Origin of the sequence: Pseudomonas sp. UM16 (genome assembly GCF_050312595.1) — a bacterium.
GTDB lineage: Bacteria > Pseudomonadota > Gammaproteobacteria > Pseudomonadales > Pseudomonadaceae > Aquipseudomonas.
Window position 1 is genome coordinate 309957 of sequence record NZ_JBNPJT010000001.1, and the last position, 26084, is coordinate 336040.

The window sequence follows — 26084 nt, forward strand, 5'->3', positions numbered from 1 at the left end:
ACTCCAGCGCTCAGGGCCTGCGCACAACCTCGACAGGCTGTTGCATGGGCAGTACCGCGCCATAGTCATTGACACTGGCAAAGTGCACAGTGGCCGACGCTTGGGGGGCATGCTGCAAACCCTGGACGACAAACCGTTGTGTCGACATCGGGGCAATATGGCTGCTGCTTGCCTGGTACTGACGCCCGCCAAGTTGCACGGCCAACTCGCTGAGGTTGACGTAGAAGCGGCTGCGGTTATGTGCCTCGAGCAGCCATGCGTTGTCCTTTTCAGACAGGCGCCAACTCAACAGTTGCACGGCCTCCCTGGCATTGCCCGGCAGCCCCTGAGGGCGATAAAGCAACTTGATCCGCGAGCGCAGGGACAGCTGCAAAGCATTCCCTTGGGCTTTGGGTGCTATATCGAGGACATTGAGCCAGTACAGGCTTTCGCGGTCTGCAGCAAAGGCGTGCGCGCCCTGAAACAACCGCAGCGTCTGGCCTTTGCCTGGTTCGAGGCGAAACAGCGCCGGAGTCAGGCTGAAAGGCACCTGCAAATGCTCTACGGCGACGTCTTCTGCGCCATCATCGATCCACACCTGGACCAACGAGGGGTGCTGCCCGTTATTGCTCAGACTCACCGTGACTTCCGACTCTTGGGCGGGATAAATCACTCGGGTGGTAGAAATGACCACGTTGGCGCTGACTGCGCCACTGAACAGACAGGCAGCCAGCAGCCACCCGCGCCAAAACGGCAGGCAGGTTGGTTTCATCGGTGTTTTCCTGAAGCGACGAGAACAAGGAGACGGCAGCCCTGCAGGAGCTGCCGGGAGTATCACGGGTAGATCAGGGTGTATTGCACGCGGGTGTTTACCAACCCTGGGGTGGTGCCACCTAAGGAGTAGTACTCAGCCGAGTAGCTGAGCTGCGCCTGGCCGCTGTTGATATCGACGATCTGGGAGTTCTGGCTACCTTGCGCGGCAGCCAGGTTCATCGCGACGTTGTTGTGGTTGCGCAGTTGCACTTCAACGTTGTTGCTGCCGCCTGTATCAACAATCAGTCGCCCTTGCGGGTTAACGGTAGGACCGGGTTCAAAATAGGTGGATACCCGGTTCAAGCCGGCCGGGCAGTTACTCAGCCTCAATTCGAACGGCGTATTGCCAGTAGTCTGGCCAGGATTTCGCAACAGAGTAGAGGACACAGATGGCAGGCTGACCGCAACGTTGTTATGGCCGCCATTGACTTCACATGTGCCACCCAGAACAGTACCGCTGAAGCTCATCTGGCCATCGGCCTGGGCCACCCCTGCGCTGAGCAGGAGGCTGCAACCCAGTGCTAGAAGTGATTTTTTTGAAGCTTTCATTGTGACATTCCGTCCTTTGTTGTTGGGAACAACCAGGCCTTGACCTGATTGGATGCGGCTACGCATTGCCCAATCAGTATCTGGAATGTCGCTATCGGTGAATGTCAGCTGTAGTCAGACGGGAACAACGCTTTCGTTTCCGCTCTTGTAGGAAATGACACTGCTCCTGCGAGGCGTGCTCGCAGGAGCGTGACTCAACGCGAAACGGGCGTGCGCAGGGTGACGAACTCTTCGGCTGCCGTCGGGTGCACGCCAATGGTCTCGTCAAACTGCTGTTTGGTCGCTCCAGCCTTCAGGGCAATACCCAGACCCTGGATGATTTCGCCGGCGTCCGGGCCAACCATATGGCAGCCCAGCACACGGTCGGTGTCAGCATCGACCACCAACTTCATCAAGGTCTTTTCCTGAACCTCGGTCAAGGTCAGCTTCATTGGCCGGAAGCGGCTTTCGAAGATCTGCACCTTGTGACCCTGCTCCAGCGCCTGCTCTTCGGTCAGGCCGACAGTACCGATAGGCGGCTGGCTGAACACCGCCGTCGGAATGTTCTGGTAGTCCACCGGGCGGTACTGCTCGGGCTTGAACAAACGCCGGACCACCGCCATGCCTTCGGCCAGGGCCACGGGTGTTAATTGCACACGACCGATCACATCGCCAATTGCCAGGATCGACGGTTCGGTGGTCTGGTACAGGTCATCGACACGAATGAACCCGCGCGGGTCGAGCTCCACGCCGGTGTTTTCCAGACCCAGGTTATCGAGCATCGGCCGACGCCCAGTGGCATAGAACACGCAATCGGCGACCAGCTCACGGCCGTCTTTGAGAGTGGCCTTGAGGCTACCGTCGTCCTGGCGTTCAATGCGCTGGATGTCGCTGTTGAACTGCAAATCCATGCCACGTTTTTCCAGTTCTTCCTTAAGGTGCGTACGCACTGCGCCGTCAAAGCCGCGCAAGAACAGCTCACCACGATACAGCAGCGACGTTTTCGCCCCCAGGCCCTGGAAGATGCCAGCAAACTCCACGGCGATATAGCCGCCACCGACCACCAGCACACGCTTGGGCAGGTCTTTGAGGAAGAACGCCTCATTGGAACTGATCGCCAGTTCCTTGCCTGGAATGTCAGGGATTTGCGGCCAGCCACCCGTGGCGATCAGAATGTGCTCGGCGCTGTAGCGCTGACCATCGACCTCCACTTCATGGGCGCCAGTGAGCTTGGCGTGGCCTTCCAGCAAGGTCACCCCGCTGTTGACCAGCAAATTGCGATAGATGCCGTTAAGCCGCGTGATCTCGCGGTTCTTGTTGGCAATCAACTGGCCCCAGTCAAACTGGGCGTCTTCCAGGGACCAGCCAAAGCCTGCGGCCTGCTCGAAGTCATCGGCAAAATGCGCGCCGTAGACCAGCAGTTTTTTCGGCACACAGCCTACATTGACGCAGGTACCACCCAGGTAACGGCTTTCAGCAACCGCCACTTTTGCACCAAATCCTGCGGCAAAACGCGCAGCGCGCACACCGCCGGAGCCGGCACCAATCACGAACAGATCAAAATCGTAGGCCATCTCGATGCTCTCAAGCTGCAAGTTTTAAGCTACAGGCTACAAGTAAAAGCCGTTCGCGATCTACTTGCAGCTTGTAGCTTACCGCTTGAAGCTTTTAATAGGCCTTACCGGTCTTGTAGAAATTCTCGAAGCAGAAGTTGGTGGCGTCGATGTAGCCTTCGGCTCCGCCGCAGTCGAAACGCTTGCCCTTGAACTTGTAGGCAATAACGCAGCCATCCTGGGCCTGTTTCATCAGTGCGTCGGTGATCTGGATCTCACCGCCCTTGCCCGGCTCGGTTTCTTCAATCAGTTTGAAGATGTCCGGGGTCATGATGTAGCGGCCGATGATCGCCAGGTTCGACGGGGCATCTTCAGGTTTTGGCTTTTCGACCATGTTGCGTACACGGTACAGGTCATCGCCGATCAGATCGCCGGCAATCACGCCGTATTTGCTGGTTTCCTGGGGGTCGACTTCCATGATCGCAACAATGGTGCAGCGGTATTGTTTGTACAGCTTGACCATCTGCTTGAGGACGCCGTCACCTTCAAGGTTGACGCACAGGTCGTCTGCCAGCACCACCGCGAACGGTTCGTCACCGATCAGTGGGCGGCCGGTCAGAATGGCGTGGCCCAGGCCTTTCATTTCAGTCTGGCGGGTGTAAGAGAACGAACATTCGTCGAGCAGGCGACGGATACCGACCAGGTACTTTTCCTTGTCGGTGCCTTTGATTTGATTTTCCAGCTCATAGCTGATGTCGAAGTGATCTTCCAGGGCGCGCTTGCCGCGGCCGGTAACAATGGAGATCTCGTTCAGTCCAGCGTCCAATGCTTCCTCAACGCCGTACTGGATCAGTGGCTTGTTTACCACCGGCAGCATTTCCTTGGGCATGGCTTTGGTAGCAGGCAGGAAGCGAGTGCCGTAACCGGCTGCCGGGAACAAGCATTTCTTGATCATATACGTCCTTAACAAGGGCTTTGCGTACGAAATTCGGCGCAGTCTAATCAGGCGGCGGTCAGCTTACAATGCCCCGCCAGCGGTCGACCGCTGCCATGATAGAGAAATCCTAGTGTAGATAGTTCCCATGGAACATAAATATTGTGGGTATTGGAGCAAAGGGCGGGCGTGTCCGATCACCGAGCAAGCCCACGCCTACACTGCTGCTACAAGCTTCCTTGCCCGATCAACACCCCCTCAACCTTTTGCCCATACAAGTTCACCCCATCATTGGCGTGGTACTTGACCCGGGTTTTCTCGATCGATCCCTCCACCAGACGCGGATCTTGCGGCCGCTCATGGCGGTTGATGAATGCAGCAACATCCCAGGCCTGCTGATCGCTCAGGCTGCCCGGTTTGCCCAGAGGCATGTTGTACTTGATAAACGAGGCCGCGGTGTTGATCCGGTGCATACCAGCGCCCCAGTTGTACGAGTCTTTGCCCCACAGCGGCGGCATCACATAATCCTTTGCCACCTTCTGCCCCTGCCCGTCGGCGCCGTGGCAGATCGCACACTGCTGCTGATACACCTGCTCGCCGCGCTTGAAGTCATAGCCCTGGGCCGGCTGCGCCACCTCTGGATAACCACGGCCCGGGGTTTCTACACCAATCGGTGCTTTGCTTGCCAACCAGTAGGCATACACCGAAAGCGCAGTCATTTCTGGACTGTCAGCCGCAGGTGGCGTGCCGTTCATACTGAACTGGAAGCACCCCTGGATACGTTCGGCGAAGGTGTTGACCTTGTCGTTTTTCTTACGGTAAGCCGGGTACATGGGGTACGCGCCCCAGAGCGGTGCCGAGTTGCCCAAACGACCCTGATCGAGGTGGCAGTTACTGCAGTTCAGACCATTACCGACCTTGTCGGGCAACAGCCGCCGAGTATCGACGAACAACGCATGGCCCTGGCGGACCATCTTGCCAAAGGCGTTGTCCGGCAGTTCACTTTCCGCCGGCGGGGCAAATCCTGGCGCGCTGTTGGCCGCTGGCACCTTGAGTTGCGACTGATCTTCCATGGCAATGGGCGCAGCGTGGGCAGACCCCAAGGCCAGGACCAGCGCTGTGAACATAAGTGGCTTCATGGCTTGACCTCCTGGCTGGCGGAATGGGCGAAGTACTCGGCCAGCGCTTTGACTTCCTCGTCAGTCATGGCCTTGGCTACATGCACCATCAGCTGGTTCGGGTCATTGTTGCGACTGCCGTCACGCCAGGCATTGAGTTGCGCCACAAGATAACTGGCAGGCTGATGGGCCAATGGCGGGAAATGTTCGCCCACTCCGGCGCCACCGGGACCATGGCATTGCACACACCCGGGGATCTTGCGATTCCAATCACCGTACAACGCCAGTTTTTGCGTGGCGTCAGCGGCCATCTGCTGCCGGCGGGTGTCGGCTACCGCGTCGCTGGGCATAGCGGCCAGAGTGGTGGTCACCGCCTGGATCTCCTCATCACTGAGGGCCTTGGCCAGCGGCTGCATAATCGGGTTCTGGCGACTGCCACTGCGAAAATCATGCAGTTGCTTGCTCAGGTACGCGGCCGAAAGCCCGGCCAGGCGCGGAAAACCCGCCGCCGCGATGCCCTTGGCATCTGCGCCATGACAGCCCAGGCAAGCCATTGCAGCAGGATTTTGCCCGCCTTGATTGAAGATTTTCTGACCGTCTGCGGCGTGCACGGCAGGCATGGAAAACAGCAGCAGGCCACTCATCAGGATTCGATCCAATGGGATCATCACGGACTCCATTCTTTTGTTATAAGCTTAGGCTTATTTTTCATAAGCCTATGAATAGTAGGCCCATCCAATGTCAGCGGCAATGTTGAGAATGGCCAATCGCCAGCTGAATCGATTCACTTGCTCACGCCCTACCGTTCATCAGCCCGCCACGTCAATTGAGCCAATCCTGTCGATTCGTTCCTCACCCGGACGACCATCAGTACATTCCCCCGCTGGAGCGTGACCATGGACAACTACCGCAACCCGCAAGTGGTTTCCCGTAGCGAATGGCTCAGTGCCCGACGGCAGTTGCTACTGCATGAAAAGGCCCTGACCCATCAGCGCGATGAGCTGAGCAGGGCCCGACGTGCCCTGCCCTGGGTTCGCCTCGAACAGCACTACAGCTTCGAGGGCCCCCACGGCCCATTGAGCCTGGCTGACCTGTTCGCCGGGCGCAGCCAGCTACTGATCTATCACTTCATGTTCGCCGATGGCTGGAACGAAGGCTGCCCCGGTTGCTCGTACCTTGCCGACCATTTCGACGGCGCTAACCTGCACTTGGCCCATCACGATGTTTCACTGGTTGCCGTGTCGCAGGCACCGTTCGCCCAGTTCCAGGCGTTCAAGCAACGCATGGGCTGGAAATTCCCCTGGGTCTCTTCCCACGGTAGCGACTTCAACAAGGCGTTCGGTGTCAGCGTCAGTGACGACGGCAGTAGCCAATACAACTATGAACCCTACACGGGCAACGAAACCGAACTACCCGGTTTGAGCGTGTTTTATCGCGATGCCGACGGAACGATTTTTCACACCTACTCAAGCTATGCCCGCGGCCTGGACATCCTGGTCGGCGCCTATAACCTTCTCGACCTGATGCCCAAGGGTCGCAACGAAGAAGGCACCATGGATTGGGTGCGCCATCACGACCGCTATGAGGGGGTCGACGCCGAGAAGCCGCATTGCTGTCACGACTGAGCAGAACTCAGATGTACTTGCCCCCGGTCCGATCCTGGCCCAGTTCATCGCGCGCCGCGTAGCGCTGGGCCAACACCGCGCAGACCATCAACTGGATCTGGTGGAAGATCATCAACGGCAGAATCATCGCGCCAATTCCGCCGCCGACAAACAGCACCTGAGCCATCGGCACGCCAGTGGCCATGCTCTTCTTCGAGCCAGCAAACAGGATGGTGATACGGTCTTCGACATTGAACCCCAGCCAACGCCCGAGGGCTGCCGTGCACCAGAGTACCAGCGCCAGCAACAGGCAGCAGACCAGCACCAAACCGGCAAGGCGCGAAGGCGCCACCGAATGCCACAGGCCGCTGACCACCGCATCGCTGAACGCGGTATAGACCACCAGCAGAATCGAGCCTTGGTCGACGATTTTCAGCCAGCGCGCATTGCGCGCCACCCAACTGCCAATCCAGCGCCGCGCCAATTGCCCGGCGACAAAAGGCACCAGTAACTGCAAAACAATCTTCAGCACTGCATCCAGGCTTGAGCCGCTGTCGCCCTCTACGCCCATCAGCAGCACCACCAATAAAGGCGTCAATACAATCCCCAGCAGGCTCGAAGCGGCCGCGCTGCAGATAGCCGCTGGCACATTGCCGCGGGCCAGCGAGGTAAAGGCAATCGCCGACTGCACCGTTGCGGGCAAGGCGCACAGATACAGCACGCCCAGGTACAACTCGTCTCCCACCAGTGGCAATAGCAACGGTTTGAGTGCCATGCCCAGCACCGGAAACATGACAAAGGTGCACGCAAACACCAATAAATGCAGGCGCCAGTGCCCAGCCCCGGCCGCCACTGCCTCGCGGGACAATTTGGCGCCGTGCAGAAAGAACAGCAGACCGATGGCCAGGTTGGTCAACCAACCGAACAACACCGCACCGCTGCCTTCGCACGGCAGCAAGGTGGCAACCAGAATCACCCCGAGCAGGGCCAGGGTGAAATTGTCGAACAGCATCCGTAGGTACTTCATGGTCGATCCTGACTTGTTATAGTGGCGCGGCAGACGATAAGGTCTTTGCACCAACTTCACTAACGCCAGAACCCCGCCAGTGTCGCCAAACGGACACCCCCCCCTGCTCGAGCCGCAAGCACTTGAGCATCTGCAACGGCTGCCGCGCCCGGTCTACGGCCATGTCCAGACGTTGCCCAACATCGTCCTGGGCTACCGCCATACGCATCCTTGGGGGCAACTGTCTTACGCCATTGGTGGCGTGCTGCAGGTACACACCGACAACGGCTTCTACCTGGTGCCACCGCAACGCGCCGTGTGGATTCCGCCACAGGTCCAGCATCGGGTCAGTTGCCCTGGCGATACCTGCCTGCGCAGCCTCTACCTGGAACACGTACCCGCCAGTTGGTCGAGCAAGCAGTGCCGAGTGATCGCGATCAATCCGTTGTTGCGCGAGTTGATCCGAACCTTCAGCGAACTGCCAGTGCACTACGACAGCAACGGCGCCGACGGGCGCCTGGTACGGGTGCTGCTCGATCAGCTGGTGACAGCGCCCGAACAACAGTTGATGTTGCCCCTGCCCCAGCACCCTCGCCTACGCGCATTGTGCAACCACCTGCAGGCCCAACCCGATGCATCAACCGGCCTGAGTGACTGGGCTGTGCAAAACGGCGTATCGGAAAAAACCCTGAGCCGTCTGTTTCAGCGTGAAACCGGCCTGAGTTTCCGCCTGTGGCGCCAGCGCATGCGCCTGCTCAGTGCGCTGCCGGCACTGGAGCGTGGTGAGCGCGTTACCGATGTGGCGTTGGCCTGTGGCTACGATTCGCTGTCTGCTTTTATAGCAGCGTTCGGCCGTCAGTTCGGCTTGCCGCCAGGGGCGTTCTTGCGAGCACGAATGGATGCGCAACAAGCGCCGTAGTCACGTCGAAATTCGACGCTGGGCCTGCTACCCTTGCGCCCGTCCGCCAAGCCGCCTGCCAGAAAAGGAGTTCCCATGGCAACGCTCACCGTCTGCGACGAATCCGTCTCAGGGGAAGTCTTTGAAACGTTCGCCCTGCACTTTCCGAGCGACTGCATCACCGTACGCCAGTTAATCCGTGAGCGTATTCATCAGGAAGTCCAGTTGCAGACTCAGGACGCCTGCCGTCGTCAGCGCCTGGTCATCCCCGACCCACTGGAAATCGCCCTCAACGGTGCGCGCAAGGCCACTGAGCATGAACCGGTGGACTGGCGCAAACAGGTCGACATCGCCTACCAGGCGTTCGAGCGCAATGGCTTCGTCATTCTCTTTGATGAGCAGCAGGCCGAAAGCCTCGACGAAGTCCTGACCATCCGCCATGACAGCGTGGTCAACTTCATCAAACTGACACCGCTGGTAGGAGGCTGAACCATGGCACTCGAACAACTCCAGGCGTTTGTCCGCGACGTCCCACAAGCCGACCTTGGCGTGGTTGAACACATCGGCCCGGACGGTTATCCGCTGCTGGTCACTAGCGAGCTGCGCCACGAACACCAGCTGATCAGCGAATTGCTGCCGTTGCTGCAGAACATCCATGGCCGCCCCGAGGAGATACTCTGCGCCCTGGGCCAACTGCCGGCCATTGCCGCGCTGGCACAACCGCAACAGCGGGTGCGCATGGTCCTGGCGCTGATCGAACGGATCGTTGCCTACGACGGCGGCCTGAGCAGTGCCAGCATCACCTATGGTTTTGCCCATAGCTTCGATGATGGGATCATGCCAACGCTGGTCAGTCTGTTGATACAAAGCGATGAAGTGCTCGAACAACTGGCCGTCCCGGTGCTGCAGTGGATCACCGGCTACCGCTTCGCCTATTACAACGTCGTGCCGACCCTTACGGTGATCAACTGGATCGGTCCCGAGCCATTACCTCAACTGCCTGAACCCCTGCGCAACTTGCTCAGGGTATTGCGCAGCCAATGCACCGATCCCGACCAGTACGGTAACGCCGTCAAACTCGGCAACTATGGCGAACACCTGGCAGCCAAGCTCGATCCGCTGCTGGGCGACGGCGTCTGGCAGGTGCTTGTATCCTGCGAACACTGGACACAGCTGGCCTTCAGCGACGTCGATACATTACCGGCCGACAGTCAAAAACAGTGGCTGGACCTGTTACGCCACGCCGCTACTGCCACCTCGGCGCGGCCAGCGGCAAAGTGGCTCAAGCACGCCCAGTCCTTACTGCACAGGGTCGGTGAAGCACCGCTGCGCACCGCGCTGTTGCGCTGGTTCGCCTGCGTTGATAGCGGCCGCACCGGGGCGCTGTTGTTTGACCGCTGGAACAGCGTCGATGATCGCGCGCGCATGAGCGAAGGCAATGCCACCGTTTTGCGCGGCTTGCTGTGGATGACGCCAATGCTCGCCGACAGCGAACTGACGCGCGCCCTGACCCGGATGGCCTTGAGTGGCTACCGCAAAGTCCGCGGCATTGGCGCGCGGGCCCCCAAGGTGGGCAATGCGGCGGTGTTCGCCCTGGCATCGATACCCACCCATGAAGCGGTCGGTCAGTTGGCCGTGCTCAAGGCGCGGGTCAAACTCAGCAACGCACAAAAAGAAATAGAAAAAGCTTTCACCCGTGCCGCCCAAGCCCTGCAACTGCCACGCGATCAGATCGAAGAACTCGGTGTCCCCACCTACGGCCTGGAGCAGGTTGGCGTACGCCGGGAAACCTTTGCCGAGGGCGCCTTCACCGCCGAGGTCAGGGTCGATGGCAAGCAGGCAACGCTGAACTGGTTCCACGCCGACGGTACGCCACAGAAGTCGGTGCCCGCCAAGGTCAAAACCGAACACACAGAAGCACTCAAAGACCTCCAGGCTGCAGTCAAAGACATCAGCGCCATGCTCCCGGCCCAGGCGGCGCGTCTGGACAGTTTGTTTTTGCTGGAAAAACATTGGCCCTTCTCCGAGTGGCAGGAACGTTATCTCGACCACCCGCTTATCGGCACCCTGGCGCGCCGGTTGATCTGGACGATCAGCGAATCCGGCCAAACCCATGCACTGATATTCAGCGACGGTTGCCTGCAAGCGCTCGATGGCAGCATCGTCAATCCCTCCCGCGAGGCTGAAGTGCGTCTGTGGCACCCCATCGGCCGTACCCTGGAAGACGTTGTTGCCTGGCGCGAACGCATCGAAGCCTTGCACATCACCCAACCGTTCAAGCAAGCGCACCGTGAGGTCTACCTGCTGACCGACGCCGAGCGCTACACCGCGACCTACTCCAATCGCTTCGCTGCCCACATTTTGCGTCAGCACCAGTTCCACGCCCTGGCCACCGGCCGTGGCTGGCGCAACCAGCTACGCCTGCTGATTGACGACAACTACCCTGCGGCCAGCCGCGAGCTGCCGACCTGGGGCCTGCGGGCCGAGTTCTGGATCGAGGGCGTGGGTGACAATTATGGGGTCGACACCAACGAGTCGGGCACGTTCCTGCACCTGAGCACTGACCAGGTGCGCTTCTACCCCATCGATGCCGAGCAACGTACCGCGCCTGCCGCTGGCGGTGGCTACACCCCCGAACACTGGCGTGATGCCGAAGACGCAGCGCCACTGCCTATGACCCAAGTGCCGCCGCTGGTGTTGAGCGAAATCATGCGCGACGTTGACCTGTTTGTCGGCGTCGCGTCGCTGGCCAATGACCCGCAATGGGCCGATGGCGGGCCGGACGGCCGCCTGCGTAGCTACTGGCAACACCAGGCGCTTGCAGAACTGGGTGCGACAGCGCAAACCCGCAAGCAACTGCTGGAAAAACTGCTGCCGCGCATGACCCGCCTCAAAGGCAAATGGTCCTTGCACGGACGCTTTCTGGAAATCACCGGCAAATTGCGTAGTTACAAAATCCACCTGGGCTCGGCCAACATCCTGATGCAGCCGAATGATCAGTACCTGTGCATTGTCCCCGACGCCAAGGCACGTACCCAGGCCATGCCGCACTACCTGCCATTTGAAGGTGACACACTGCTATCGATCATCCTCTCCAAGGCATTACTGCTGATGGATGATGACAAGATCAGTGATCCGACCATCACCCGTCAGATAACTGAGCCTTGAGGTTGCCACCAGGTGTCGCCACAGCACTGTGTAGCCATGCCTTGAATGCTTGCATCGCGGTGCTTTCAGGCCGCGACTGCAAACGCGTCAGCCAGTAACTGCCGGTGCTGATGCTGATAGCAAAGGGCTGGCGAATAGCGTCGCAGGCCAACAGCCGTTCGAACATCAAGGGCGGAGCCAGGGCCACGCCAACGCCTTGCTGCGCGGCCTCCATCATTCCCAGCGAAGAGTCGAAAACCACCGTGCGCGCGGGTTGCAATGCGCTGGGTACACCTGCGGCCTGGAACCACTCCTGCCACTCTTCAGTACGGTAGGAGCGCAGTAAGGTTTGCCGCAGCAGGTCAACCGGCGTATGCAGTTGCTCAGCAATCTGCGGTGTGCAGAGCACCGATAAAGGCGCTTCAAGCAAGGGCAATGCCTCGGTACCGTGCCAGGCACCGCCGCCAAAACGAATGGCATAGTCGAGCCCTTCAGCGGCGACATCGACACGGTTGTTGTTGGTTGACAGACGCAGATCGATGTAGGGATAACGGGCCTGGAAATCCGCCAGCTTCGGCAACAACCAACCCACCGCGAACGTACCCACAGCCCCCACCGTCAACACCTCGCGATAATGCCCGCCTTCGAAGCGCTCCAGGGTCTGGGCGATGCGGTCGAAACTTTCGCGTAGCACCGGCAACAAGGTCTCGCCTTCACGGGTCATCATCAACCCCCTTGGCAAGCGTTTGAACAACGTGACATTGAGTTGGGCCTCGAGGCTTTTGACCTGATGGCTGACTGCCGCTTGAGTCACGCACAACTCGATCGCGGCACGGGTGAAACTCAAGTGCCGTGCCGAAGCCTCAAAAGCCCGCAAGGCATTCAAGGGCAGATGTGGTCGGACCATACCTACTCCATAATTTTTCTAATGACTGCTGCGAAATATCATCGGTTGTCCCAAGCAGGCAAAGCACCTAGATTAGCGCTCCCTGCTGCAGACAGGCCCACACCAATCACCGTACATGGAACCTTGCCCGATGATGCCCGATACAATCAAGGCCAATCCAGCGATTCTGGCTGCTGTAGGACTTTTCCTGTATACCAGTCAGACCTTCGCCTCTCCCCTTTCTGACGCCGAACTGGCGTCGACAGTGAACGCAGTCGTACGTCCACTGATGCAGCAACAAGCCATCCCTGGCATGGCCGTCGCTATCAGTATCAAGGGTCAACAGCATTACTTAAACTACGGAGTAGCGACAAAGGAGACTGGCCAGGCCGTCAACGCCGATACCCTGTTCGAGATCGGATCGGTGAGCAAAACGTTCACCGCCACCCTCGCTGGCTACGCCCAGGCCAACGGCAAAATGTCACTCAGTGACCCGGTAAGCAAACACTGGCCAGCCTTGGCTAAAACACCTTTCGACGGTATTACCTTGCTCAATCTGGGCACCTACAGCGCCGGCGGCCTCCCCCTGCAGTTCCCTAACCAGGTCAAAGACCAGGACGGCATGCTCAGTTACTACGCGCACTGGAAGCCCGCCTATGCCCCCGGCACACAGCGGCTGTATTCGAACCCGAGCCTGGGCTTGTTCGGCTATTTGTCGGCTAAAAGCATGGGCACATCGTTCACTGAGCTGATGCAAAACCAGCTGCTGCCACAACTGGGACTGCAGCACACCTACCTGCAAATACCCGCGGCGCAAATGGACCGTTACGCTCAAGGTTACAAAGATGATCAACCGCTGCGGGTCGGCCCGGGAGCACTGGATGCCGAGGCCTACGGAATGAAAACCAGCGCCACTGATTTACTCCACTACCTCGAAGTGAACATGCAGCCGCAGCGCCTCAGCGCGCCGTTACAGCGCGCCATCGCGACCACCCAGACCGGCTATTACCGGGTCGGCGCCATGACCCAAGGTCTGGGCTGGGAAATGTATGACTACCCGACCAGTCTCGACCAGCTGTTGGCAGGGAACTCTTCCGCGATGGCCCTTGAGCCACACCCAACAACCTGGCTTAAACCGGCCGAGCCTCTGCAAGCCAACACCCTGCTAAACAAGACCGGCTCAACCAACGGTTTCGGCGCCTATGTGCTGTTCGTGCCCTCCAAACAAATAGGCATCGTGTTGCTGGCAAACAAGAACTACCCGAATGCTGAACGGATAAAACTGGCCCATACGATCCTCACCGCGCTGGACCAGTAGCTACGGTCAGGGAGTGCCGTTGCGCCCGTACAGACGGTAGCCCTCACGCGTGCTCAAACGCTCGTAGTACGCCTCGACGGCGGGCAGCGGCGGACGCTCCAGCGGCGTCTGCAGCCAACGGTTGACCGACAGGCCAATAGGGATATCAGCCAGCGAAAATGCCTCGCCACTGACATAGGCAGCAGTGCGTTCAAGCTGACGGTCGAGGAGGGTCATCTGCCGATTCCAATTGCGGCACGCTGCGGCCAGCGTGTCAGCATCCTGATGCGCAGGTGACTGGCGTACCAGAGAGACAAAGGCATAGCTCCACGAACCATTGAGATCGGTGGCTTGCCAATCCATCCATTGGTCGACCCGCGCCCGTGCCTGCGGCGCGGATGGATACAACCACTCACCCGCGTAACACCCGGCCAGGTAACGAATGATGGTATTGGACTCCCACAGTACGAAATCGCCGTCCTCGATCACCGGAACCATGGCATTGGGATTGAGCGCCAGGAAGGCTTCTTCCTGAGTCGAACGAAACCCCGAGCCCCAGTCTTCCCGCTCGAACGCCAGTTGCAGCTCCGCACAGGTCCACAGCACCTTACGTACGTTGATCGATGAAGCCTTGCCCAGTATCCGCACCATCATTCACTCCTGTGACTCGTGTTGACTCAGCCGCTGCAAGAACAGGCTGAACAGTTCTGATTGCGACGAAACCCCCAGTTTGGCGTACAGAATGCGCCGGTGCACGTTCACCGTTTCCTGCGAGATGGCCAGGCGCTTGGCAATCGCCTTGCTGGAGTTACCACGCAGCACCAGGCGGGCGATTTTCAGCTCGCGGGCCGACAACCTATCGCTGCCGAAGTGCTCGAGCGCACGCTCCACGGGTGTGGCATGGGTGTTATTGGTCAAGGTCGGATTCTGCAGCACCCAGTGTTGACACAACAGCGCCAGCAACCAGGGCGCATACAGCTGCATCTGGCCCAGGTGGGCAGTCTCAAAGCGCTGATTGGCGCCCAGGGAAACGGCCAACATCTGCCCCAGCGCCAGCTTCAGTACCAGTTGCAGTTGCAGTTCATCTTCACCAGTGGCCGAGCGGAAGTAGTTGTGAAAATAAATGGATACGTGAAGCCGGCCTGTTGACCACAGCCATTGCCTACACCAACACTCACAGCGTGGGTGTGGTCCGCGATGCGCTGGTGGCCTCCGAGCGCGAGCTGGGCAAACAGCGCACTTACTGGTGCATGCCAACGGTGCTGGAAACCTATGACGGCGTCCTCAATGACATTTGGGGCCAGCATGTCACTGCCGAGCACGCACATCGGCGAGAGTGCCCACCACTACGGTGCAGATGGTCAACAACGATCACATTTCTGCCCTGTTCTGCGCCGCAGCCGATGCCGTCGAAGAAGCTATCCTCAATGCACTGCTCGAAGCCTTAGCGGCAGTCGGTTGGAAGGCGGATCCGCGCGCAGCGCAAGGCGCCTGAACATAAAGGCACTCGTTGCTGCGACAATTTGTCGGTATGGTGGTGTTCTGAAGATGGACGTTTACCCGCTCACAGGAAACCCAGAATGCCCCAACGTGAAGTTATCAATGCATCTGTCAGCCCAAAAGGCAGCCTGGAAACACTGTCTCAACGTGAAGTACAGCAACTGAGTGAAGCCGGATCCGGCAGTCTGTACACCCTGTTCCGCCAGTGCGCGCTGGCCATTCTCAACACCGGCGCGCATGTCGACAACGCCAAAACCATCCTCGAAGCCTACAAGGACTTCGAGGTGCGCATTCACCAACAAGATCGCGGCGTGCGCCTGGAGCTACTGAACGCGCCGGCCGATGCCTTCGTCGATGGCGAGATGATCGCCAGTACCCGCGAAATGCTCTTCAGCGCCCTGCGCGACATTGTCTACACCGAGAGCGAGCTGGCCAGCCAGCGCATCGACCTGGAAAGCTCCCAGGGCATCACCGACTACGTCTTCCACCTGCTGCGCAACGCCCGCACCCTGCGCCCGGGTGTCGAGCCGAAAATGGTGGTGTGCTGGGGCGGTCACTCGATCAGCACCGAGGAATACCAGTACACCAAGAAAGTCGGCCACGAGTTGGGCCTGCGCAAGCTGGATGTCTGCACCGGCTGTGGCCCAGGGGTGATGAAAGGCCCGATGAAGGGCGCAACCATCGCTCATGCCAAGCAGCGCATGAGTGGCAGCCGCTACCTGGGTTTGACCGAGCCTGGCATTATCGCCGCCGAGGCGCCCAACCCGATCGTCAACGAGTTGGTGATTCTGCCGGACATCGAAAAGCGCCTTGAAGCGTTCGTACGTGTCGGCCATGGCATCATCATCTTCCCCGGTGGCGCCGGTACTGCCGAAGAGTTCCTGTACCTGCTCGGCATCCTGATGCACCCGGACAATATCGACCTGCCGTTCCCGGTCATTCTCACCGGGCCGAAAAGCGCCGAACCGTACCTGCAACAGCTGCATGCCTTCGTCCTGGCCACCCTCGGCGACACCGCCCAGCGCCATTACCAGATCATCATCGACAACCCGGCCGAAGTGGCCCGACAAATGGTCGAAGGGCTCAAGGAGGTCAAGCAGTTCCGCCGCGAGCGCAATGACGCCTTCCACTTCAACTGGCTATTGAAGATCGAAGAAGGCTTCCAACGCCCGTTCGATCCGACCCACGAGAACATGGCCGACCTGCAACTGCGCCGCGATCTGCCTGCCCATGAGCTGGCTGCGAACCTGCGCCGGGCGTTTTCCGGGATTGTTGCCGGCAACGTCAAGGACAAGGGTATCCGCCTGATCGAAGAGAAAGGCCCTTACGAAATTCATGGTGATGCGGCCGTACTGTATCCGCTCGGCAAGTTGCTGGAAGCCTTCGTAGCCCAGCACCGCATGAAGCTGCCAGGCGGTGCCGAGTACGTGCCTTGCTACCGTGTCGTGACCTGATTTCTACCCTCCCCTGAGTGCGGGCACAGCATGTGCCCGCAACATTTGCACCCATTTTCCTACCCTCCCCAGTGAACCTGCCTGCAGAAAAGTGGTCTTTCAGCTGGCGGCTTGCGTGCACGCCCACGTTCACCGGCCCAGTCATCGGGCTTTCATTTTTCATTTCACGCGAAGACCATCATGCCTATCTCTCGTCCTGTGCCTGCGGCGCTTACCCCTGACTCCCCTGCTGTGCTGCGCCCGCGCAACAGACTTTCCCTTGGCGTGATCGGTGCCCTGATTGCCCTGAGCGGCCCCTTGCAGGCCGAAGAAGCGCCAGACACGGGCGAGCGCTGGGTCAGCGATAGCCTCACTACCTTTGTGCGCAGCGGCCCGACCAATGGCCACCGCATCGTCGGTAACCTCAAATCCGGGCAGAAGGTTACGCTGCTCAGCACCCAGGGCAACTACAGCCAGGTACGCGGAGAGTCCGGCGATATCGTCTGGATCACCAGCAGCGACCTGCAAGCGGTTCCCGGCCAGGCCGAGCGTTTGCCACAGCTGACCGAGCAGGTCACGCAATTGAGCCAGCAGCTCAAGACTATCGACGACAGCTGGAAAGCCCGCGTGCAAGGCATGCAGGAGACTCTGGACTCGCGCAAAGCCCTGATCGACGAACTAGAAGCACGCAGCAAGGCGCTCAATGCCGAACTCAGCGACACCCAGTCGGAGCTGCGCAGCACCCAGGCGCGCCTGGGCGATGAGAACAAACAAGTGCTGATGCGCTACATGGTCTACGGTGGCGGCATTGCCGGCGCAGGTTTACTTGCCGGGTTGATCCTGCCGGCGTTGAGCCGTGGACGTAAACGTAACGACCGCTGGTTCTGAGTTCAAACGCAAGCAGCGGGGTGACGCAACGCGGTGCAATCCTTAAAGTGACCAGACAAACCTGTCGGACGAGGATTGCCGCATGCCCGCTTGTGAGCTTCTGCTGGAGCGCATTGCGCTACCAGCACCCATCGGCCAGGTACTGATCGTCAGCGACGGTCGGCAGTTGATAGGCCTGGAATTCGACGAACCGCAAAAGCGTTTGCTGCGCTTGCTGCAGACGCGTTTTGGGGGTCGTTTCACCCTGCATGAAACCACTGATCTGAAGCAACTGAGCGAACCTGTTCGCGCCTATTTTGCTGGCGATCTGCATGCACTGGACGCGGTGCCGGTCGATGGCGGTGGCACGCCGTTCCAGCAGCGGGTATGGGCGGCGTTGCGGCAAATACCTGTGGGCAGCACCCGAACCTATGGCCAGATTGCCGCGATGATCGGCAGCCCTGCTGCGGCCCGCGCGGTTGGCTTGGCCAATGCCTTGAACCCGATCAGCCTGGCCATCCCCTGCCACCGCGTGATCGGTAGCTCCGGTGCGCTGACCGGTTACGGCGGTGGTATCGAACGCAAACGCTGGCTGCTGGCCCATGAACGCCAGGCGTGTGCATGAGCAACGGGCCTTGGCGGCTGCTCGGGGCCGATGGCATTGAGTACCTGAGCGCGCAACCTGGTCTGCTGGGCGGTCACCGGCGCAGCAAGATCTATGGACGACTGGATTGCCCGGGGGCATTACGGGCTATCGCCCGAGGCGGGTATGTAAAGCACCGGGTGTTCTTTCTCGATGTCGAGGCAGCGCGGGCGGCGGGGTATCGGCCCTGTGCGGTGTGCATGCGAGAGGCCTACCGGCAGTGGAAGAGCGGTGCCTGTGAGTGAATGAGGTCATTGTCGGCGATAAGCCCGACACCTTACTCAGCGCACTCACGCAACCACTCCATCATCACCCTAACCCGCAACGGCAACGGATCACGCGGCGGATGCACCAGGTAATAGCCCTGCCCCGCTGCGGGTTCAAAATCACCCAATGGCAAGATCAACAGCCCCTGATCGATCAACGGTTGCACCAATTGCCGACGACCCATCGCCACACCGACATGATTGCTCGCTGCAAGCGCACACAGATCCGCACGGTCGAAGGTCAGGGCTGCGCTTGGCAGGTGAGCCTGCGCATCATACTGTCGTGCCCACCGCTGCCACTCGGCATCAAAGGCGGCATGCTCCCAGGCCAGGGCATCGTGCAGTAACGTGCATTGACGCAGTTGCTCCGGCGCATCAATCAGGCCATGGCGCTCGGCATATTGGCGACTGCACACCGGCGCCAGCTGTTCGGCCATCAACAATTGACTGACCAGCCCCGGAAAGTCGCCATCGCCGTAAAGCAGTGCCAGGTCGATATGCCGGGCACGAAAATCCACCGCCTCATTGCCGGTACGGATATCCAGGCTGATCTGCGGATATCGCTGCTGGAAGCCCGCCAGCCGCGGCACCAGCCAACATTGGGTAATGGACGGTCGGGCATAGAGCGTCAGGGCGCCGCTGACGGTCGAAGCTGAGTCCGTTTGCAGGGCTTCTTCCAGGTCCTCCACCAGCCCCTGCACCAGTTGATACAGACGCTCACCCTCGGCCGTCAGGCGAATGCGTCGGGTCAGGCGTTCAAACAGGCGCAACGCCAGCGCCTGTTCGAGCCGAGCGATACGGTGACTGACCGCACTCGGGGTGAGGTGCAACTCTTGCGCGGCCAGGGTAAAGCTCAAGTGCCGCGCGGCCACGGCAAAGGTATGCAAGTTGGCAAACTGCGCCCCGGTCAGACGGTTGCCGAGGCGTGGTGGCAGGTTGAGCATGCTCACTGTCCGGCCAGCACAATGCGGCCCTTGGCCAGATAAGCGTCCATTTCTGCCCGTGGCACCATGCTGCCGCCCGTGCCCCAGACCAGGTGGGTGGCCCGCTGCATACGCGCCTCATCCAGCCCCAAGCGCTGGCGATAGCCCTGGGTTTCGTGCAGCACCTGCACCATACCTGGCACCCCGGCCAGTGCCGACGGCTCCAGCTCATAGCCTTCACAGGCCTGCATCTGCGCCAGCAAGCGGTACAGGGTGGCATCGTCGACAGTGTAGTAACCGTCGATCAGGCGCTGCATCGCCCGCCCGACAAAACCTGAGGGCCGCCCCACTGCCAGGCCGTCGGCCGCGGTCTGGTTGTCGATGCCAACGTCATACACCGAAACCTCATCATGCAGCCCGGTATAAACACCGAGGAACATACACGGCGAATGAGTGGGCTCGGCGAACAGGCAATGCACCGCATCGCCAAACACCAGTTTCAGGCCAAACGCCACGCCGCCAGGACCACCACCGACACCGCACGGCAAGTAAACAAACAACGGATGCTCGGCATCCACCGCAACACCTTGTTCGATCATCTGGCGCTGCAGGCGCTCGGCTGCCACCGCGTAACCGAGAAACAGGTTGCGCGAGTTCTCGTCGTCGACGAAATGACAGCGCGGATCGGCCTCAGCTTCCTTACGCCCCTGCTCCACCGCCACGCTGTAGTCGGCGCTGTATTCGCGCACCTCGACACCATGGGCGCGCAAGCGGTCTTTCTTCCACTGCCGAGCGTCCGCCGACATGTGCACCGTGGCCTTGAAGCCCAGGCGCGCACTCATGATACCAATCGACAAGCCAAGGTTGCCGGTCGAGCCCACGGCAATGCTGTACTGCGCAAAGAACGCCCGCGCCGCCTCGCTGTCGAGCTTGGCGTAATCATCACCCGGCTGCAGCAGGCCGCCGGCCAGGGCCAGGTCTTCAGCGTGCTTGAGCACTTCATAGATGCCGCCACGGGCTTTGATCGAACCGGAAATCGGCAGCAGGTTGTCGGCTTTGAGCCACAGTGCGCCAGCCTCGGGCAACTGATGTTCGGCACGCAGTACAGCCTGCAGCGCCGGTAGCGGCAACAAGGGCGACTCAATGATGCCGGCGCTGGCCGTCGTTTCGCTAAACGCCGACTGGATGAACGGTGCAAAACGCTGCAAGCGCTCGCTGGCCTCGCGCACATCCTGCGCAGTCAACGGCACATCGCCCAGTGCCTCAGCGCTCGGCGCACATCGTGGGTTGAACCAACTGGTCGGGCGCAACGCCACCAGATCGGCGATCAAAGGGTGGCTCTGGCACCAGTCATGTACAGGGCGTTCCAGCGACATGGTCTTACTCTATCGGCAAGCGGATAGAACGATTAAGCGTCAAGCAGCTATGCCATTACAACCGATGGTTACTCAGGCCATGGATGATCCCTGGTCAGCCATGCGCCGACGTGCAGAGCGGCGCACTTCTGCTACCTTGGGAATACCCTCTTTTATCGTTTGACGCACATATCTACAGGTGACCCATCATGGCGCGCACCACCCCCATTGAGCTGTACCGCAATATCGGCATCGTTGCCCATGTTGACGCGGGCAAGACCACCACCACCGAACGCATCCTGTTCTACACCGGGGTCAACCATAAAATGGGCGAGGTGCACGACGGCGCCGCGACCATGGACTGGATGGCCCAGGAGCAAGAACGCGGGATCACCATCACCTCGGCGGCGACCACGGCGTTCTGGCAAGGCTCGACCAAGCAGTTCCCGGAAAAATACCGTTTCAACATCATCGACACCCCCGGCCACGTTGACTTCACCATTGAGGTGGAGCGCTCCCTGCGCGTACTCGACGGTGCCGTGGTGGTGTTCAGCGGCGCCGACGGCGTGGAACCGCAATCGGAAACGGTCTGGCGCCAGGCCAACAAATACCATGTACCGCGCATGGCCTATGTCAACAAAATGGACCGCCAGGGCGCCGACTTCCTCAAGGTGGTCAAACAGATCGACCAACGCCTGGGCCACCATCCGGTTCCGATCCAGTTGGCCATTGGCGCCGAGGAACACTTCATCGGCCAGGTCGACCTGGTGAAGATGAAGGCCATCTATTGGAACGAAGATGACAACGGCACCAGCTATCGCGAAGAAGATATTCCCGCCGAGATGCTGGAGCTGGCCAAGGAATGGCGCGCGCACATGATCGAGGCGGCCGCCGAAGCCAACGACGAATTCATGGAGCTTTACCTCAATGGCGAAGAGCTGAGCAATGAGCAGATCAAAGCCGGCCTGCGCCAGCGCACCCTGGCCAATGAAATTGTCCCGGCAATCTGCGGCTCGTCGTTCAAGAACAAGGGCGTGCCGCTGATGCTCGATGCGGTCATCGACTACCTGCCAGCACCTTCGGAAATCCCCGCCATCAACGGCACCGACCCGGATCACGAGGACAAGCACCTGGAACGCCACGCTGACGACAGCGAGCCGTTTTCGGCCCTGGCGTTCAAGATTGCCACCGACCCGTTCGTCGGCACCCTGACTTTCGCCCGGGTCTACTCCGGTGTACTCAGTTCCGGCGACGCCGTGCTCAACTCGGTCAAAGGCAAAAAGGAACGGGTCGGGCGAATGGTGCAAATGCATGCCAACCAGCGTGCCGAGATCAAGGCCGTGTGCGCCGGTGATATCGCCGCCTTGATCGGCATGAAAGATGTCACCACCGGCGATACCCTGTGCGACATCAACAAACCGATCATCCTTGAACGCATGGACTTCCCCGACCCGGTGATTTCCGTGGCGGTCGAACCCAAAACCAAGGCCGACCAGGAAAAAATGGGCATCGCCTTGAGCAAACTGGCCCAGGAAGACCCGTCATTTCGCGTGCGTACCGATGAAGAGACCGCGCAGACCATTATCTCCGGCATGGGTGAACTGCACCTGGACATTATCGTTGACCGCATGCGCCGGGAATTCGGGGTCGAGGCCAACATTGGCAAGCCTCAGGTGGCCTACCGCGAGAAAATCCGCAACACCTGCGAGATTGAAGGCAAGTTCGTCCGCCAGTCCGGCGGGCGCGGCCAATACGGTCACTGCTGGATCCGCTTCGCACCGGGTGAGGAAGGCAAGGAAGGTCTGGAGTTCGTCAACGAAGTCGTCGGCGGCGTGGTTCCCCGCGAGTACATCCCGGCGATTCAAAAAGGCATCGAAGAGCAGATGCAGAACGGTGTGCTCGCTGGCTATCCGCTGATCGGCTTGAAAGCCACGGTGTTTGATGGCTCGTACCACGACGTTGACTCCAACGAGATGGCGTTCAAGGTCGCGGCCTCCATGGCCACCAAGCAACTGGCGCAAAAAGGCGGTGCGGTGTTGCTGGAGCCGGTGATGAAAGTCGAGGTGGTGACGCCTGAGGAATACCAGGGCGACATCATGGGTGACCTGAGCCGCCGCCGCGGGATGATCCAGGAAGGTGGCGAAACCCCCGCAGGCAAGGTGATACGCGCCGAAGTGCCGTTGGGCGAGATGTTTGGCTATTCCACTCAGATGCGCTCAATGACTCAGGGCCGGGCCAGCTACACCATGGAATTCACCAAGTACGCCGAAGCCCCGGCCAGCATCGCTGACGCGATTATCAAGAAGCAGGGTTAGCTGTGGGGGCCGGCCTTGTCGGCGATCATATCGGCGCGATGCCAGCTGCCCTGCGGTGGCTGCATCGCTGGCAAGACCAGCCCCCATACAGTTACTCGCAACCTGTCCGACATTAGCCTGCTTCCACACCAGACCTGTAGACTTGCCTGCAAAGCCAAGTCACCGGCCGTCTTTCGTTTGGAGTTTGCCCCCCAATGTTCGCCCTCACCCACTTTGTCGCCCCGCCTGAGGAGTCGATCAAGAGCCAGATCCTGCAATTGGTGGTCGACAACCTGACCGACATCAGCGCGATCGGCATCACCCCAAGCAACCCGCTGTACAGCCTCTACCAATACGGTATCGGTTTTGAGGTGCACCTGTACCTGGAGGCCATGGCTGGAACCCGCGACCTGCCCGTTGAACTGATTGTCGCGTGCGACCCGCGCGACCCACAGACCGTCACCGGTTTTCTCCTGTACCTGCCGGTACAGGGCGATCCCCAGGCGTGCAGTGTGGCCTACCTTGCCGTGCACAGCCGCTACCGTCGTCTGGGCATCGCCCGCGCCATGCTGGCGCAGGTGTGCGAACGCTACCCGCATGCAGAACTGGCGTGCGCGGTGAACAAGGTGGGCTACTTCGAGGCCATGGGCTTTACCGTGCTGGCGGCGCGCGGCCCTCAGGTGCTGATGAACACCCGCGACCATGCCAGCGAGGGGCAAGTGGCAATGCTCGACGTCGCGCCGATCTACCGCACCCTGGAAGTGCAGCAGATCCACACTTACCTGCTTAAGCAGCATGGCAAGCGGGCCATGGTCGACGCCGAGAAGCAACGCGACCGCCACCTTGACCAGTTGCAACGCAAGGCGCAGGCCTTTGTTCAGGAACGTTTAGGCGAGCGCGCCGGGCAGCAGCGCGGCACCACGGTGCGCCTGGTCTAGCGGCTGCCCTGCGCCGCCAACTCGACCAGCACCTGCAAAACAAACCCGGTGCTTTGCTCCTCCTGCCCTTGTCGACTGGCAATCCCCAGGTGACGCCACAGCCCAGGGCGCAGCGGGCGCATGCACAAGCGTGAATCAGGCTCCGGCGCGCTGCCTTCGTGAGGTAGCAAGGTTGCACCGTAACCGGCGGCCACCAGGCTCTTGATCGCATCGTTGTAATTGAGCTGGATGCGCGCGTCGGGCTGCAGGCCTGCCGTGGCGAACCACTCGCTGGTCACGCGTGACAGCTGAGTCGTACTGTCATTGAGAATCAGCGCGCGCGTGGCCAGCCAGGCTGGTGTGATACGCGATGGCGGTGTCCAGCTGCAAGGAATGAAGGCCATGATCGGGTCGCGACGCCACGGTTGAATCTGCACGCCCTTGACCGTAGCTTGCGGCAAGGCCACCAGGCCCAGGTCGAGGGTACCGTCCTGCAGGCGGCCGAGCGACTCCCGTGAAGTCAGTACTTGCACCTGCACATCGATGCCTGGGTGGCGCACGCCAAGAATATCCAGCGCTTGCGGCAACAGGTGGGCGATAGCCCCGGTCGACGCACCCAGGCGCACCCGTCCACTCAAGCCCTGCACCTGGCGTTGCACTTCATCCAACGCCTGTTCGGCATCGGCGAGCAAGCGCCGGGCGCGCTCAAGCAAGGTTTCACCAATTGCTGTGGGATGGATCTGTCCGCGCTTGCGCGTCAGCAGCGGTGCGCCGATGCGCGCCTCAAGGTCAGCAATGTGCAGACTGACGGTGGGCGGCGCCAGGTTGAGGGCGCGGGCGGCCTGAGCAAAGGAGCCGAGGTCGGCAATCACCACCAGGGTACGCAGACGGTCGAGGCTGATTTCACGCATGGGTTTTTATCATTCAGTATTTATGAATGACAACATCATGATATTCAAATTTTCTTTCGTCCAGATTGGCGCGAGCATAGGCACTTCCCGTACTGATTCGTTGAGAACACCATGCACCAGCCTCTAGTCTTTATCGATGGCGACCAAGGCACCACCGGCCTACAGATCCATGCCCGCCTGCACGGGCGCGATGACCTGCGCTTGCTGACCCTGCCCGACGCCGAGCGCAAAGACCCACAGCGCCGCGCCGAAGCAATCAACGGTGCCGATGTGGCGATTCTGTGCCTGCCTGATGACGCCGCGCGCCAAGCGGTGGCAGCGATCGTCAACCCGAAGGTGCGGGTAATCGACGCCAGCTCAGCGCACCGCATCAGCGCCGGCTGGGTGTACGGCTTGCCCGAACTCAACCAACAGCAGGCTGAGCGGATCGCCCTGGCCAAGCGCGTGAGCAATCCTGGTTGCTACCCTACCGGGGCGATTGCCTTGTTGCGGCCCTTAGTGGCTGCAGGCTTGATGCCGGCTGACTATCCGCTGACGGTAAACGCCGTGTCGGGCTATTCCGGCGGTGGCCGCGCGGCGGTCGAGCGTCACGAGACGCCTGGGTCGCAAGCGGCACAAGGGGTGTTGGTGTATGGCTTGAACCTCGATCACAAGCATGTGCCAGAAATCCAGCAGCATGCCGGGCTGTCCCATCGGCCGGTGTTTGTGCCCAGCTACGGCAGTTACCGTCAGGGCATTGCCTTGACCATTGCCCTGCAGACGCGGCTGCTACCTACCGGTGTGAGCGCTGCGCGCTTGCATGATTGCCTGCACGCGCACTACCACGGTTCGCGTTATGTGCAGGTGGCAACGCTGGAGCATGGCGAAGCAGCGCCAATGCTTGACCCACAAGCGCTCAATGACAGCAATGACCTGCGCCTGGCAGTGTTTGCCAATGAAGCCCATGGGCAGGTGCTGCTGACCGCAGTGTTCGACAACCTGGGGAAAGGTGCTTCGGGGGCTGCGGTGCAGAACCTGGAGTTGATGCTGGCAGCGATGGCCTGATTCAGGGCCGCTACGCGCCTCATCGCCGGCAAGGAGTATTAATCGATCTGCTGCAACAGGTTCGGGATATTCGCTTCGCTGGCTGCTTAGCGCTAAAAACTTCACCTTCTGTCAGCTCCGTATGACTGGTCGGCACCGATGATTTTACGTAGCATCCTAGCCTTTTTT

Annotated in this window: 26 protein-coding genes and 1 pseudogene; 14 read left to right on the top strand and 13 right to left on the bottom strand. The window is 60.2% G+C overall.

From position 1 onward, the window contains the following. Positions 1-10: 10 nt before the first annotated feature. From ACQRAX_RS01445 to ACQRAX_RS01470, 6 genes are all read right to left on the bottom strand, one after another. On the bottom strand, positions 11-751 hold the full coding sequence (locus tag ACQRAX_RS01445; RefSeq protein ID WP_412037532.1) for a fimbrial biogenesis chaperone: 741 nt from the start codon (positions 749-751) through the stop codon (positions 11-13). 62 nt (positions 752-813) lie between these two features. Then, positions 814-1341: a fimbrial protein gene (locus tag ACQRAX_RS01450; protein ID WP_412037531.1), complete on the bottom strand. Its 528-nt coding sequence runs from the start codon at positions 1339-1341 to the stop codon at positions 814-816. 194 nt (positions 1342-1535) lie between these two features. Beyond that, positions 1536-2894 (bottom strand): glutathione-disulfide reductase, encoded by a 1359-nt coding sequence (gene gorA / locus ACQRAX_RS01455; RefSeq protein ID WP_412037530.1) that lies wholly within the window; start codon positions 2892-2894, stop codon positions 1536-1538. Between the two features lie 94 nt (positions 2895-2988). Then, a complete protein-coding gene (gene galU / locus ACQRAX_RS01460; RefSeq protein ID WP_007921743.1) occupies positions 2989-3828 on the bottom strand; it encodes a UTP--glucose-1-phosphate uridylyltransferase GalU in 840 nt (279 codons plus the stop codon). A gap of 206 nt (positions 3829-4034) precedes the next feature. Then, a complete protein-coding gene (locus ACQRAX_RS01465; RefSeq protein ID WP_412037819.1) occupies positions 4035-4880 on the bottom strand; it encodes a c-type cytochrome in 846 nt (281 codons plus the stop codon). A gap of 62 nt (positions 4881-4942) precedes the next feature. Continuing rightward, on the bottom strand, positions 4943-5593 hold the full coding sequence (locus ACQRAX_RS01470; protein WP_412037529.1) for a c-type cytochrome: 651 nt from the start codon (positions 5591-5593) through the stop codon (positions 4943-4945). 228 nt (positions 5594-5821) lie between these two features. Between ACQRAX_RS01470 and ACQRAX_RS01475 the strand changes: the two genes are divergently transcribed. Beyond that, complete coding sequence (locus ACQRAX_RS01475) at positions 5822-6550, top strand: DUF899 domain-containing protein (protein WP_412037528.1); 729 nt, start codon at positions 5822-5824, stop codon at positions 6548-6550. Between the two features lie 7 nt (positions 6551-6557). Here the strand turns inward: ACQRAX_RS01475 and ACQRAX_RS01480 are convergent, their stop codons facing one another. After that, on the bottom strand, positions 6558-7556 hold the full coding sequence (locus ACQRAX_RS01480) for a bile acid:sodium symporter family protein (RefSeq protein ID WP_412037527.1): 999 nt from the start codon (positions 7554-7556) through the stop codon (positions 6558-6560). Positions 7557-7635: 79 nt separating this feature from the next. Here ACQRAX_RS01480 and ACQRAX_RS01485 point away from each other — a divergent pair, with 79 nt between their 5' ends. The 3 genes from ACQRAX_RS01485 (at position 7636) to ACQRAX_RS01495 (ending at position 11601) form a co-directional block, all read left to right on the top strand. Further along, positions 7636-8454, top strand: coding sequence for an AraC family transcriptional regulator (locus ACQRAX_RS01485; RefSeq protein WP_412037526.1), 819 nt, complete (start codon positions 7636-7638; stop codon positions 8452-8454). A 75-nt stretch (positions 8455-8529) separates the two neighbouring features. Further along, entirely contained in the window at positions 8530-8922 is a 393-nt protein-coding gene (locus tag ACQRAX_RS01490; protein ID WP_412037525.1) for a hypothetical protein, read from the top strand. A gap of 3 nt (positions 8923-8925) precedes the next feature. Beyond that, positions 8926-11601, top strand: a complete 2676-nt coding sequence (locus ACQRAX_RS01495) for a DUF4132 domain-containing protein (protein ID WP_412037524.1) — start codon at positions 8926-8928, stop codon at positions 11599-11601. Here the strand turns inward: ACQRAX_RS01495 and ACQRAX_RS01500 are convergent. Then, positions 11576-12487, bottom strand: a complete 912-nt coding sequence (locus ACQRAX_RS01500; protein ID WP_412037523.1) for a LysR family transcriptional regulator — start codon at positions 12485-12487, stop codon at positions 11576-11578. The genes ACQRAX_RS01495 and ACQRAX_RS01500 overlap by 26 nt on opposite strands. 133 nt (positions 12488-12620) lie before the next feature. On the opposite strand from ACQRAX_RS01500, the gene ampC reads away from it, so the two are divergent. Further along, complete coding sequence (gene ampC, locus ACQRAX_RS01505) at positions 12621-13784, top strand: class C beta-lactamase (RefSeq protein ID WP_412037818.1); 1164 nt, start codon at positions 12621-12623, stop codon at positions 13782-13784. A 6-nt stretch (positions 13785-13790) separates the two neighbouring features. Here the strand turns inward: ampC and ACQRAX_RS01510 are convergent, their stop codons facing one another. Together ACQRAX_RS01510 and ACQRAX_RS01515 are read right to left on the bottom strand one after the other, a co-directional pair. Next, positions 13791-14414, bottom strand: coding sequence for a glutathione S-transferase family protein (locus tag ACQRAX_RS01510; RefSeq protein ID WP_412037522.1), 624 nt, complete (start codon positions 14412-14414; stop codon positions 13791-13793). 3 nt (positions 14415-14417) lie between these two features. Next, a complete protein-coding gene (locus tag ACQRAX_RS01515; protein WP_412037521.1) occupies positions 14418-14804 on the bottom strand; it encodes a response regulator transcription factor in 387 nt (128 codons plus the stop codon). 80 nt (positions 14805-14884) lie between these two features. On the opposite strand from ACQRAX_RS01515, the pseudogene ACQRAX_RS01520 reads away from it, so the two are divergent. The 6 genes and pseudogenes from ACQRAX_RS01520 to ACQRAX_RS01545 form a co-directional block, all read left to right on the top strand. Next, positions 14885-15079, top strand: a pseudogene (locus ACQRAX_RS01520) (P1 family peptidase); the annotation flags it as partial. A gap of 20 nt (positions 15080-15099) precedes the next feature. Beyond that, positions 15100-15258, top strand: a complete 159-nt coding sequence (locus ACQRAX_RS01525) for a P1 family peptidase (RefSeq protein WP_412037520.1) — start codon at positions 15100-15102, stop codon at positions 15256-15258. Between the two features lie 85 nt (positions 15259-15343). Further along, entirely contained in the window at positions 15344-16717 is a 1374-nt protein-coding gene (gene ppnN, locus ACQRAX_RS01530) for a nucleotide 5'-monophosphate nucleosidase PpnN (RefSeq protein ID WP_412037519.1), read from the top strand. A gap of 180 nt (positions 16718-16897) precedes the next feature. After that, positions 16898-17584 (top strand): TIGR04211 family SH3 domain-containing protein, encoded by a 687-nt coding sequence (locus ACQRAX_RS01535; RefSeq protein WP_412037518.1) that lies wholly within the window; start codon positions 16898-16900, stop codon positions 17582-17584. An 82-nt stretch (positions 17585-17666) separates the two neighbouring features. Next, on the top strand, positions 17667-18188 hold the full coding sequence (locus ACQRAX_RS01540; protein ID WP_412037517.1) for a methylated-DNA--[protein]-cysteine S-methyltransferase: 522 nt from the start codon (positions 17667-17669) through the stop codon (positions 18186-18188). Next, positions 18185-18451 carry an Ada metal-binding domain-containing protein gene (locus tag ACQRAX_RS01545; protein ID WP_412037516.1) on the top strand — a complete coding sequence of 89 codons (267 nt, stop codon included), beginning with the start codon at positions 18185-18187 and terminating at the stop codon, positions 18449-18451. The genes ACQRAX_RS01540 and ACQRAX_RS01545 overlap by 4 nt, the downstream gene beginning before the upstream one ends. Before the next feature lie 32 nt (positions 18452-18483). Here the strand turns inward: ACQRAX_RS01545 and dsdC are convergent, their stop codons facing one another. Both dsdC and dsdA read right to left on the bottom strand, forming a co-directional pair. After that, the gene (gene dsdC / locus ACQRAX_RS01550; protein WP_412037515.1) at positions 18484-19416 is read right to left on the bottom strand and encodes a DNA-binding transcriptional regulator DsdC; all 933 of its coding nucleotides are present in this window, start codon (positions 19414-19416) and stop codon (positions 18484-18486) included. A gap of 2 nt (positions 19417-19418) precedes the next feature. Then, a complete protein-coding gene (gene dsdA, locus ACQRAX_RS01555) occupies positions 19419-20771 on the bottom strand; it encodes a D-serine ammonia-lyase (protein ID WP_412037514.1) in 1353 nt (450 codons plus the stop codon). Positions 20772-20959: 188 nt separating this feature from the next. Here dsdA and fusA point away from each other — a divergent pair, with 188 nt between their 5' ends. Next, positions 20960-23065, top strand: a complete 2106-nt coding sequence (gene fusA, locus ACQRAX_RS01560) for an elongation factor G (protein WP_412037513.1) — start codon at positions 20960-20962, stop codon at positions 23063-23065. A gap of 194 nt (positions 23066-23259) precedes the next feature. Beyond that, positions 23260-23982 (top strand): GNAT family N-acetyltransferase, encoded by a 723-nt coding sequence (locus tag ACQRAX_RS01565; protein WP_412037512.1) that lies wholly within the window; start codon positions 23260-23262, stop codon positions 23980-23982. On the opposite strand, the gene ACQRAX_RS01570 is transcribed toward ACQRAX_RS01565, so the two are convergent. Beyond that, on the bottom strand, positions 23979-24872 hold the full coding sequence (locus tag ACQRAX_RS01570) for a LysR family transcriptional regulator (protein ID WP_412037511.1): 894 nt from the start codon (positions 24870-24872) through the stop codon (positions 23979-23981). The two genes, ACQRAX_RS01565 and ACQRAX_RS01570, sit on opposite strands and share 4 nt — an antisense overlap. A gap of 111 nt (positions 24873-24983) precedes the next feature. Between ACQRAX_RS01570 and argC the strand changes: the two genes are divergently transcribed. Beyond that, the gene (argC, locus tag ACQRAX_RS01575) at positions 24984-25916 is read left to right on the top strand and encodes an N-acetyl-gamma-glutamyl-phosphate reductase (protein WP_412037510.1); all 933 of its coding nucleotides are present in this window, start codon (positions 24984-24986) and stop codon (positions 25914-25916) included. The last annotated feature ends 168 nt before the right edge of the window (positions 25917-26084 follow it).